This window comes from Desulfobacula sp. (genome assembly GCF_030145145.1).
GTDB lineage: Bacteria > Desulfobacterota > Desulfobacteria > Desulfobacterales > Desulfobacteraceae > Desulfobacula.
On sequence record NZ_JAQYWD010000023.1, the window covers coordinates 42,178 to 54,285 of the forward strand.

Annotated in this window: 1 protein-coding gene; it reads left to right on the forward strand. The window is 51.9% G+C overall.

Annotated features, from left to right (window positions below; translation table 11 throughout):
- Nucleotides 1-108: 108 nt before the first annotated feature.
- Complete coding sequence (locus tag Q1Q15_RS14145) at nt 109-12,099, forward strand: PKD domain-containing protein (protein ID WP_300461110.1); 11,991 nt, start codon at nt 109-111, stop codon at nt 12,097-12,099.
- The last annotated feature ends 9 nt before the right edge of the window (nt 12,100-12,108 follow it).

The following is a 12,108-nucleotide window of genomic DNA, read 5'->3' on the forward strand; positions in this document are numbered from 1 at the left end:
GGAATCCCAACAAATCCGGATGAAAAAACAGCCGGATGAACAGGATCGCCGAAAAACTTGACAACCGACTAGAACTATCTTTATACTACAAAAATTATAGCAATCTCGATGGATAAAAACCGGGGGGAAAGTATGATGGATATGCGCTGGAATAAATTTTTAGCTAACCTGACGGCTATTGTAGTAGCCATTCTGTTACTTCCCATGGCAGCATATGGACTGCCGGGAGACTTGAATGGTTCAGGACGGGTGGACGGATTTGACCTGATTCTGTTCGGACGGGCAAATGGGTCCGTTGCCACGGATACCGCCTGGAATCCGGATGCAGACATGAACCAGGACAGGACCGTGGACCATAAGGACCTGGATATCCTGTCCGCCCATTTCGGGAAAAACGGCATCTCCTTTGGCCTTTGGGTGGGCGCTGAATACGACACGGAACGGGTATTCAAACTGTCAGCCACCGGAAACCGCCTGCAGCACATCGACGGGTTTAATGATCCGGTTTCCATTGCCGGCGATATCCAAGATAACACGGTTTGGGTGGCTGATTCAGCGGATGATCAGGTGACAAAGCTGTCCGGGTTTGATGGCACACAACTCCTTTCTGTAAGCGGTATGGATCCGTATTCAATTGCCACAGATCCCCGGGATGGTTCGGTCTGGATAGCGGATTATGCCAACAACCGGGTGGTCAAATTGCTGCCCTCGGTGACAGACGGCTATGCCGTGGGAACCGATACCGGGAGCCATATCGTGATCAGTGGATTCAGCAGTCCCCGGTGGGTGTCCGTCAATTCAGACCGCGGCGAGGTCTGGGTGGCAGATACAGGACATCATACAGTGGTCCGGTTATCCCCGGACGTCCCGGATGGGTATGACATCCAAACGGATATTGGCCATCATTCCACCAAAACCGGTTTCAATTCTCCCTATTGCGTGTCGGTGAACAGCGCGGATGGCACCGCATGGGTTGCGGATTATGGCAACAACCAGGTGGTAAAATTGTCTGCCACGGCCACGACGGAAATCGTTCGGGTCAGCGGGTTCAATCAGCCCCGATCCCTGGATACCAGTACCACAGACGGTTCTGTCTGGGTAGCCGATTATAACAATGACCAGGTGGTCCGGCTTTCAGCGGACGGGTCTCTGATTTGCCGGGTGGGCGGATTTATTGATCCCTATGCCGTGGGGGTCAATCCCCTGGACGGATCCGCCTGGGTGGCGGATTACAGCAACAACCAGATTGTCAATCTTACTCCCAACGGAACGGAACGGATGCGGATCAGTGGGATCACCCGGCCCATGACCATCTCTGTTATTTCAGATGAGGTATCAAGCAACCGGTATCCCGGGGCAACAACAGCCCTCAATGTAACAACCGCTGCCGCCGGAGAGGCCATCACCTTCACCGGAACGGGAAAGGACCCCGACGGTTCAATTACACGGTATGAATGGGATTTTGACGGGGACGGCAACACAGACTTCAGCTCATCCACAACGGGTGTGACAACCCATACCTACACGGCCGAAGGAATTTATAATCCTGTATTCAGGGTGACAGACAATGACTGGCTCACGGCAACGGATTATTCCCAGATTGTCCGGATCGGGGCACTAAAGGCGGTTGCCCAATCCGATGTTACCGTGGGGAATGCCCCTTTGGAAGTGAGTTTTACCGGCCAATTTATTGATCCTGTTGATGGGTTTGTGGACAGTTTTCAATGGGATTTTGACGGCGATAATATCTATGATTATTTTTCAGAAACCACTCCTGATACCACCTACACCTACATTGAACCCGGCCATTATGTTGCAACGCTTAAGGTGACGGACGGTTCCTATACAGCAACAGATCAGATCGCAATTAACGTGGACGTCTCTTTGCCGGTGGCCACAGTCAGCGCATCACCACAAGCAGGTGTCTCTCCTTTGATGGTTACTTTTTCCGGCTCGGGAACAGACCCGGACGGTGTTGTTATGTTGTATGAATGGGATTTTGAAGATGACGGCATCTATGACTGGTTTTCCATATCCAGCCCTGACACCTCTTTTGTTTACGGCAGTGACGGATCCTACACGGCCCGGCTCAGGGTAACGGATAATGATGGCCTCACGGGTACGACCACGGCTTCCATTGACGTTGGAACCGCAGTGGTTTCCCTGACAGGGGTTGCCAATGCAGACAAAACATCCGGACGGGCACCATTTACCGTGAATTTCAACGCAATGGGCAGTTCCACAGAAAATATCACCACATATGAATGGCATTTCGGGGACTGTTCCTTATTTTCAGACAGCATGGACAGTGTATCCGACAAGTGGCAGGCCGATAGCCCCTGGGGACTTGTCACCTCTGATTTTCACAGTAAAGATACCGCCTGGACCGACAGTCCGGGGGGGGCATATGCCGAGAATGCAGACCAGTCGTTAACAACCATTGCCTTGGATCTATCCGCCGTATCCACGGCAGCCCTGAGTTTCTGGCACCGGTATGAGACCGAGCGATATTATGATTACTGCAGGGTTGAAATCTCCGTTGATGGGGGAAATAACTGGAACCAGCTCACCTATTTTTATGGTACCCAGGCCCAGTGGACCGAAGTGACCACCGATATCAGTTCGTATCTGCCCAACCCTGATGTCCGGATCCGGTTCCGGCTGACATCCAATGGCAGCACAAATTATGATGGCTGGTATATTGATGATGTCAGGATATGTTCTGCAGAGGTTGACTGGAAGGAAACTGATGATGGCGCCATCAGCCATACCTATCTTCAATCCGGTCAGTTTACGGCCACACTCCGGGTAACCGATAATGATGACAATCAAACAACAGATACGGTAAATATCAGCATTGACCCGGCCACTTTTCCGGAGGCCACCGCAGATGTCACCCCTAAAACAGGTGAAACCCCTCTAAGCGTTGCCTTTACAGCAACCGCATCAGACGCGGACGGGACCATTGAAACCTTTCACTGGAACTTTGGGGAGGAATATGTCTGGGTAGCAGATTATTCGAATGATCAGGTGGTGCGGGTCTGCCAGGATGGCGCCTGCGAAATGGCCAGGGTCGACGGGTTTAATAATCCGTATTCAATATCGATTAATCCGCTTGATGGAACGGTCTGGATTGCAGACTATTACCATCATGAGGTGGTCAGGCTCTCTGCCGACGGGCACACAGAACTGGTTCGGGTTGGCGGATTCTATTATCCGAGATGCGTATCGGTTAATCCGTCTGACGGAACCGTCTGGGTGGCCGATTCTTCCCACAACCAGGTGGTTAAGCTATCCCCGGACGGAACAGAACTGTCCCGGACAGGCGGATTTTCCACTCCCTATGGCGTATCGGTCAACCCCACTGATGGCAGCGTCTGGGTAGCGGATTATGGCAATCATCAGGTGGTTCAGCTGGCCCCGGACGGGACCGGACTGGTTAGAATCAGCGGGTTTTCCTCCCCCATCTCTTTGGATGTCAATCGTGCAGACGGAACGGTCTGGGTAGCCAATACCGGGAGCGATACCGTGACGCGTCTGAACGCCGGGATTAGGGATGGGTACCATATTGGCCAGGATACGGGAAGCCATCTGGTAATTGAAGGGTTCAGCGACCCTTACAGCATTGCGGTAAATCCAACGGACAATACGGCTTGGGTGGCAGATTATTACCATAACCAGGTGGTCAAACTGGCCTCGGACGGGTCGGAAGTGCTGCGGCTGAACGGATTTTCTTATCCCACCGGTGTGGCAGTGAATGCCGGCAACGGTATGGTTTGGGTAGCAGATTACAGTCACAATCAGATCGTCAAACTATCCCCGGCGGGTAAAGAACTGGCCAGGTTAGACGGATTCAGCCTCCCCAGAGCTGTTGCTGTCAGGGATACCGGGTCTCAAAACACCTACACCTCTTCCACCAGTGGTAATACCACTCACACCTATACCATGCCGGGTATCTATCATACGGTATTTACGGCAACAGATAATGATGACCATGCGATCAGCCGATCCATGGACATTTCTGTTTTCAGTTCCCCGGACGTGGTGGCAGGCTCAAATATCATCAGCGGTCCTGCCCCGCTTGAGGTGTTTTTGACAGCCATGGTAACGGAATTGAGCGGAACCATCACCCAGTATGAATGGGATTTTGATGGAGACGGCACCTATGATGCCATTTCAGACATCAGTCCCAACGCCCTTCATGTTTTCCAGACAGCAGGAACCTATACGGCAACCGTTCGGGTAAGCACGGACCTTGGGCATAGCAATACCGATTCTGTCACGATTACGGTCACCCAAACCCCTCCCCAGGCATATGCATCTGCCGTGCCTGCACAGGGAAATGCCCCCCTTGCCGTGACATTTAACGGATCCGGAATGGATCCGGACGGCACCATTGCCACATATGAATGGGATTTCGACAATGACGGCACATTTGACTTCACGTCAACAGACACGGGAGAGACCACCCACACCTACACCACGGCAAACACTTATACGGCAGCCCTGCGGGTGACCGACAATGATGGATTGACCGCTATCCACCAGGTAACGGTCCGGGTAAAGGCGGCTACAGATCCTTCAGCACTTATCTATAGCCCCGACAGCCAAGGATTTTCACCCCATGGGGCCCGATTTTATGTCCATGGCATGGATCCGGACGGCACCATTGCCACCTATGAAATCGATTTTGATGGAGACGGTACGTTTGAGACCATTTCACCGACTGCCTTCGGTGATACCATGGAAAACGGCGCCGCTTACTGGACGCCGGGCGGGTCATGGGCCAGGGTGGCAACCCAGGCACATTCTTTGTCCTATTGCTGGACAGACAGCCCGGATGGAGAGTATCCGGACAGCACAGATACGTCCCTGACCTCTTCCACCATAGACCTTTCATCCGCCACTGCGCCACGACTGATTTTCTGGCATAAATACAATTTTAAATATGGCGATTATGGCCAGGTTGAAATCTCCGGTAATGATGGTGCAACATGGAGTCAACTCAAATCTTTTTCAAATGCAACCCTGACCCAATGGACACAGGAGGAACTGGACCTGTCCGCCTATGCCGGAAATGCCACGGTTAAACTGCGGTTCCGGTTGACCAGCAATACCGCCGATACAGCGGATGGCTGGTATATTGACGATGTATGGGCCGGGGATTTTATTGACCATACCTATACGGCCCATGGGGATTACACCGTGGCCCTTCGCGTGACGGATGATGCGGGAAATGCCACTGTCACAACCCAGACCGTATCCATTGTGGCCGGTGAAAATACAACCAATGTCTGGGTCGCGGATTATGCCAACAACCGGGTAGTCAAACTTTCAGACATGGGAGATATTCTGGCCACCGTGAATGGATTTAACCGCCCCCGGGTGGTTGAAGCAAATCCTATGACCGGAAATGTCTGGGTGTCTGATACGACCAATGACCGGGTGGTGAAATTATCAAAGGATGTGCCGGACGGATACAATGTGGCAGTGTCCTATGCCGCCGATGGCACTGCCAACAGCAACCGGGGAGTCCTATATGGAAATACAAGCGTTTCCGAAACCGGGCAGTTGAACAAGGGTTTTTATTTTGACGGCAGCGGTGATTATGTACAGATCCCGGATGCCCCGATTTACCGGATGGCCTCGTGGACCCTTGAAGCATGGATCCAGCCGGATAACCTGAGCGGCAACCGGACCATTATCGGAAAAGTCAGCCAGGGCAAGGATTTTGCTCTGATGATGACCGGCGACAAAATCAGTGTACTGGCATATGACGGGGGCAGGCAGTTCCTGGCAACAACAGACCCGGTGACCATGGGACAATGGTATCATGTGGCCGCCAGCTATGATGGAACCGCCGGGATGCTTCGACTCTATGTGGATGGGGCGTTTATTGCAGAAAAAGCCGTAACACCGGACACCTCAAATACAGATCCCCTGATGATCGGCAGATCAAATTGCTGCAGCGAATATTTTTTCGGAACCATTGATGATGTCCGGGTCTGGAATGTGGCCCGGACACAAGCCCAGATTTCAGCGGGTCGTCAAAGTGAACTCACCGGCAGTGAAACCGGTCTTGTGGGGTATTGGAAACTGGATACCATTGAGTTGCCCCATCATCAAATCGTTACCGGGTTTAATGATCCCTGGGGACTGTCCGTAAATACGGCTGACAACAGCGTCTGGGTGGCGGATCGAACCCATCACCAGGTGGTCAAACTGGATTCAAACGGAACCGAAATAAAGCGAATCAATGGATTTTACAACCCGTCCGATATTGTGGTGAATTCAGGGGACGGTACGGTTTGGGTATCTGATACGTCTAACGACAGAATCGTAAAACTTTTGTCGGATGTGCCCAATGGATTTGTGGCCTCTGCGTCGGGGATTACGCCGGACAGCACCTCAAACCAGAATATGGGGATGCTCATAGGAGATATTTCTCCGGATACCGGAACCCTTTCCGGCAGCCTGTGGTTTGACGGCAGCAGTGATTATGTCGTGATCCCACCCGATTCCGCCCTGGATGTCCAGAATTTTACCCTGGAAGCATGGGTGAAAGGCAGTTATGTAACGGACAGATGCCTGTTCATGCGGGGGAATGCATCCGGAGGGAATGAACTCTATTTCGGTTTTGAAAATGCCACAACCCTCCAGGCCATACTGGATAATGGTAATTCCGTATACTACAGCGGTGACATTGATTTTACAGACGGAGAATGGCACCACGTGGCCCTGGTGTATGACACCACCCAACTGCTATGCTTTGTGGATGGGGCCGCTTATGGCGATCCTGCGGCAATGGCCGTCACCCTGGATTTTGGCAACAGCCAGGCCCTTATCGGGGCTGATTTTGACGGATTTAACAGTTATCCGGGCAATTACTACAAAGGCCATATCGATGATGTCCGTCTATGGAATGTGGCCCGCACCCCGGCACAGATTATGGCCGGCAAAGATGCCGAGATCAGCAGCAGTTCCCCGGGACTTGCGGGATACTGGATGTTGAATTCAGTGTCGGATTCCTATTCTCAAATCATCACCGGCTTTAATGACCCCTATGGTCTATCCCTTGATCTGTCAGACAATGGGGTCTGGGTGGCAGACTACTACAACAACCAGGTGGTGAAACTGGCGGCCGACGGATCTGAACTGTATCGAAAAAGCGGTTATAACCGTCCTTACAGCCTGTCTTTGAATCCCAGTGACCAGATGGTATGGGTGGCTGATCATGAAAACGACCGCGTGGTGAAACTGCGGCCCGATGGGGTAGAAACCGCCTGGGTCCAAGGACTTGACAACCCCCATGACGTGGCCGTAAATTCAGACGATGCCACGGTATGGGTGGCTGACTATCTCCACGATCAAGTGGTCAAACTAGCCCCTGACGGAACAGAACTCCTGCGGATTGGTGGATTTAATGATCCGCTGTCCGTTTCCCTGGACACGGCTAAACGGAACCAGGTTCAACCCCCCATGGCAATGATAACTGCAACCCCCACAAGCGGGTCTGTTCCCCTGGCGGTGACCTTTACCGGAAGCGGCAGTGATAACGGCAGTATTGCCCAGTATGCGTGGGACTTTGACGGGGACGGCATCTATGACGACACCTCTGCCACCACCGGCAATACGACCCATACGTATACCCTGCCGAACAATTACACTCCCATGTTCCGGGTGACCGATAATACCGGTCTGATGACCTATGCAACCCCCGGCAGCATTTATGCCGGCCCGGTGACGGTTTTTCCATCTGCCGCTCCCCAATCCGGGGAAGCCCCTTTGACGGTAACCCTGGGAGGTCATGTCCGGGGTCTTGCCGAAGATATCAGCATTACAACCTATGAATGGGATTACGATGGCGACGGCGTGTTTGATTACAGCAGCCAGGCAACTGCCGGCAGCAGTTATACCTATTCTCCCGGCGGCACCTACACTGCCATCCTCAGGGTGACGGACACGCTGGGAAACCAGGCCTATGCCAGCATACCCATACAGGTAGCACAGCAGGCCCCCACCGTCTCCAATTTAGCCACCCCCACGACGGGGAAAGCGCCCCTCAGCGTATCCCTCAACGGCAGTGGCAGCGACCAGGACGGGTCCCTGATCCGGTATGAATGGGATTATGATGGAGATGGCACCTATGACTGGTTTTCAACCGCCACTGGCGTCACATATTTTACCTATAAAACAGCAGGAACCTACGATGCGGTTATCCGGGTGACCGATAATGATGGCTTAACCGCCACAGCCACCCGAACCATAACGGTGGAGGAAACTCAAAATCCACCCATGGCAACTGCATCCGCCTCTATTTCCAAAGGATCTGTCCCATTGACGGTAACACTTACCGGTACCGGCATAGATGTTGACGGGCAAATTCAATTGTATGAATGGGATTTTGAGGGGGATGGCACCTATGATTACAGTTCCGCCGATACCGGGAATACGTCTCATACCTATGCGCTTCCCGGTCCTTTCCATCCCCTGTTCCGGGTGACGGATGCCGACGGCCTGACAGCCACGGCAGACCTGTTAATTACAGCCCAGGAAGCCGGTGCTCCCATTGCCATGGCCAATGCCACCCCGAAAACCGGTGCCACCCCATTAACCGTCAACTTTGATGCCATTGGGTCATCTGATCCGGACGGGAACATCGTTCGGTATGACTGGTCATTTGGCAGTGATGTGGCCTGGGTGGCAGATTATTATAATCACACGGTACACCGGTTGAATGGATATCAGACACAAACCCTTGTGGAAGGATTTAACAACCCCTACCGGTTGTCCATGAACCCGGATGGCACCGTATGGCTCAGCGATCACAGCAATAATCAGATCGTTAAACTCAGTGCGAATGGAAAGGAAGAACTCTCCAGGACCGATGGATTTAACCGGCCCTATGGCGTGTCAACTGACCCGGCAGACGGAAGTGTCTGGGTAGCCGATTACTACAACAACCAGGTGGTTAAACTGGATACCAACGGCACTGAAACCCTTCGGATTGATGGGTTTTATTATCCCACTTCTGTGGCGGTATCTTTGGATGACAGCAGTGTCTGGGTGTCCGATTATTATCATAATCAGGTGGTCAAACTGGATTCGGATGGCAACCAATTGGCCCGGATAGATGGGTTTAACCGGCCTTTCTGGGTATCGGTAAATCAGGAGGATGGATCTGCCTGGATCGCAGACCGGTATAACAACCGAGTGGTAAAACTGGCCGCCGATACACCGTCCGGCTACAACACATCCGTACAATCCGTTACCCCGGAGGCTCGGTCCGGTTTATCTGCCATGCTGTTCGGGAATACGGTCGCCGATACGGGTAACCTTTCCGGTGCAATGACCATGGATGGCAGCGGTGACTATGTACTGATACCGGAAAATGCGTTCCCGGATATGGACAGCTTTACCGTTGAAGCATGGGTCAAATCCACCTCCGTCAATGGTCGTACCATTTTCATGAGAGGCAATGGATCGGGTGAAAATGAACTGTATTTTGGTTTTTATAACAATTCAACCATTGAAGCCATTGTGGATAATGGGTCCACGAAACAATTCAGCGGTTCCCTTAATTTTGCCGATGGGAACTGGCATCATGTGGCCCTCACTTATGATGCAGCAAATGAGACCTTGAGCTGCTATGCAGACGGGGTATCCTATGGTTCACCCGCCGTGTCGGTTCCAGCCGATATAAAATTTGAAGGTTCCCACGCCCTTATCGGGGCTGACTTTGACAGCTTTAACGGCTCCCTGGGAAATTATTTTATCGGTCAGATTGATGACGTACGGGTTTGGAATAAACCCCGCACGATGATTGAACTGGCAGATCATAAAGAGAGTGAACTCACTGGTTCAGAAGTCGGACTGGTGGGCTACTGGAAGTTAAATAGTGTTCAAGACACCCCGTATCATCAACTGCTCACCGGATTTTATGAACCCGTTCACATTGCCATCAGTCCTATGGATGGCAGTGCCTGGGTATGTGATTACAATAATGATCAAATGGTCAGGATATCTTCAGACTGCACCCGTGAGATCGTTCGGGTTGACGGGTTCAACCAGCCCCATGAGGCAGTGGTCAGTGCTGCTGACGGCACGGTATGGGTGGCGGATTACTACAATAATCAACTCGTTGTCATCACCGATACGGGAAAAGAACTCCGCCGCATCAGCGGATTTAACCGACCCACATCGGTTGTGCTCGCACCGCGGTCTGGAAATCTGGTCAGCCTGACAGCAGATCAGATGGTTCCCTATGTTTATCCGCAAATCGGTGAGTATATGGCCTCACTGACCGTTACGGACAATGATGGCAACACTGATACAGATACGGTTATCATTAATGCAGGCACCTATCCTGAAGCCATTGCCATTGCCTATCCCACCTCCGGAACAGCCCCTTTAACGGTGCGCTTTGCCGCAAACGGGAACAGTCCCAGTGGGACCATAGAATATTTTAGATGGGATTTTGACGGGAACGGGTCAACGGACTGGGAAACCCGGATCAGTGAGAATAAAGAATATACCTTCAACCAGCCGGGAATCTATCCGGCAACCCTTACGGTTACAGACAATAGAGGGTTTAGCGATATCAAACAGGTCACCATTACGGTTCAGATATCGGATGATGCCCCGGTGGTTTCAGTCCTTGCAGATCCAACAGAGGGGAATGCGCCATTAGACGTTACCCTCACCGGGCTTGCAAAAGATTCTGATGGCACCATTGTCAACCATGAATGGGATTTTGACGGGGACGGCACCTATGATTATACCTCGACGATCTCCGGCATCACTTCCCACCAATACACCGATACAGGGGTGTATACGGCCACACTGAGAGTGACGGACAATGACGGCAACCAGGGAACAGGGACATCCCGGATTGAAGTCAAAGCCGAGGGTGCGCCCACGGCAAAAGCCGAAGCATCTGTCACCCATGGCGCTGCAGCACTGGGCGTTCAATTCACCGGCACGGGTTCCCCGGGGGATACCATTGTAACCTACGAATGGGATTTTGACGGAGACGGCACCTATGACGTCAGTTCCACTGATACGGGGAATGCCGGATATGTTTACACCCTTCCCGGATCATTCACTGCCGTTCTCCGAGTGACGAATGATGCCGGTCTGACAGATACAGCGTCGGTGAATATTCTTGTCACCGCCGGGATCACGGCTTACCTGGGTCAGGAGAGTTTCGATCCCTCGGTGGGTGAAACCATTGATATCAACTCGGTTCTCACTGCCACAGCAACGGTAACGGTTCTGGTAACCGATCGGACAGGAAACACGATCAAAACATTGGTAAAAGATGCGTCCCGGGCACCGGGATACTATTCCGACACCTGGGATGGTAAGAATGAGGCCGGTCAGGTCCTGGCATCCGGCGCCTATCTGTACGTAATAGAATATGAAACCGGCGGTCAGACCTACCGATATGATCTGACCAATACCATCAGCCCGGATATTGCCAAGATAACCCCAACCTATCCGACCACGTTTAATCCCCTGAATGCCGAGACCAATTTTTTCCGGTATGAACTGGAGACCAAATCCGAGGTGACCGTGTATATTTCTCCGTTCAGAGGCGGGGCCATGGATCGTATCAAAACCCTTGTGCTGAGACAGCCGCAAAAGGCGGGTAATTATGTATTAACATGGGATGGAACCGATGATTCCGGTAATCTGGTAGCATCAGAAAGCTACGTGCTGGCGGTTTTCAGATGGTATCTGCCTGAAAATGCCATTATCATCAATAACCGGCCGATGATATCAGATCCCCTGGTCAATCCGGCCTATTTTAATCCGGATGCCCTTCCCTACAGTGATGAGAATCAAACCATCATGTCTTATACCCTTTCAAAGCAGGCAGACGTCTCCTTAACCATCTATGACGGGTTGAACTATATTGTCAAACAGATAACAACGAAAGATGTGTCAGCCGGCCCGGGCAATATCATTACATGGGATGGTAAAAACACCCAGGGGAAAAATGTGACTCCCGGGGTGTATCGTACTAAATTGATTGCAACAGATGCGAACGGTAACAAGTCTTATGATGCCAATGCGCTGTTAATTATTTTTTATTAAAAGGAGCGT

Excerpts from the sequence above, each read along its gene's own strand:
- Q1Q15_RS14145 (WP_300461110.1), top strand. The coding sequence starts at position 109 with ATGGATAAAAACCGGGGGGAAAGTATGATGGATATGCGCTGGAATAAA.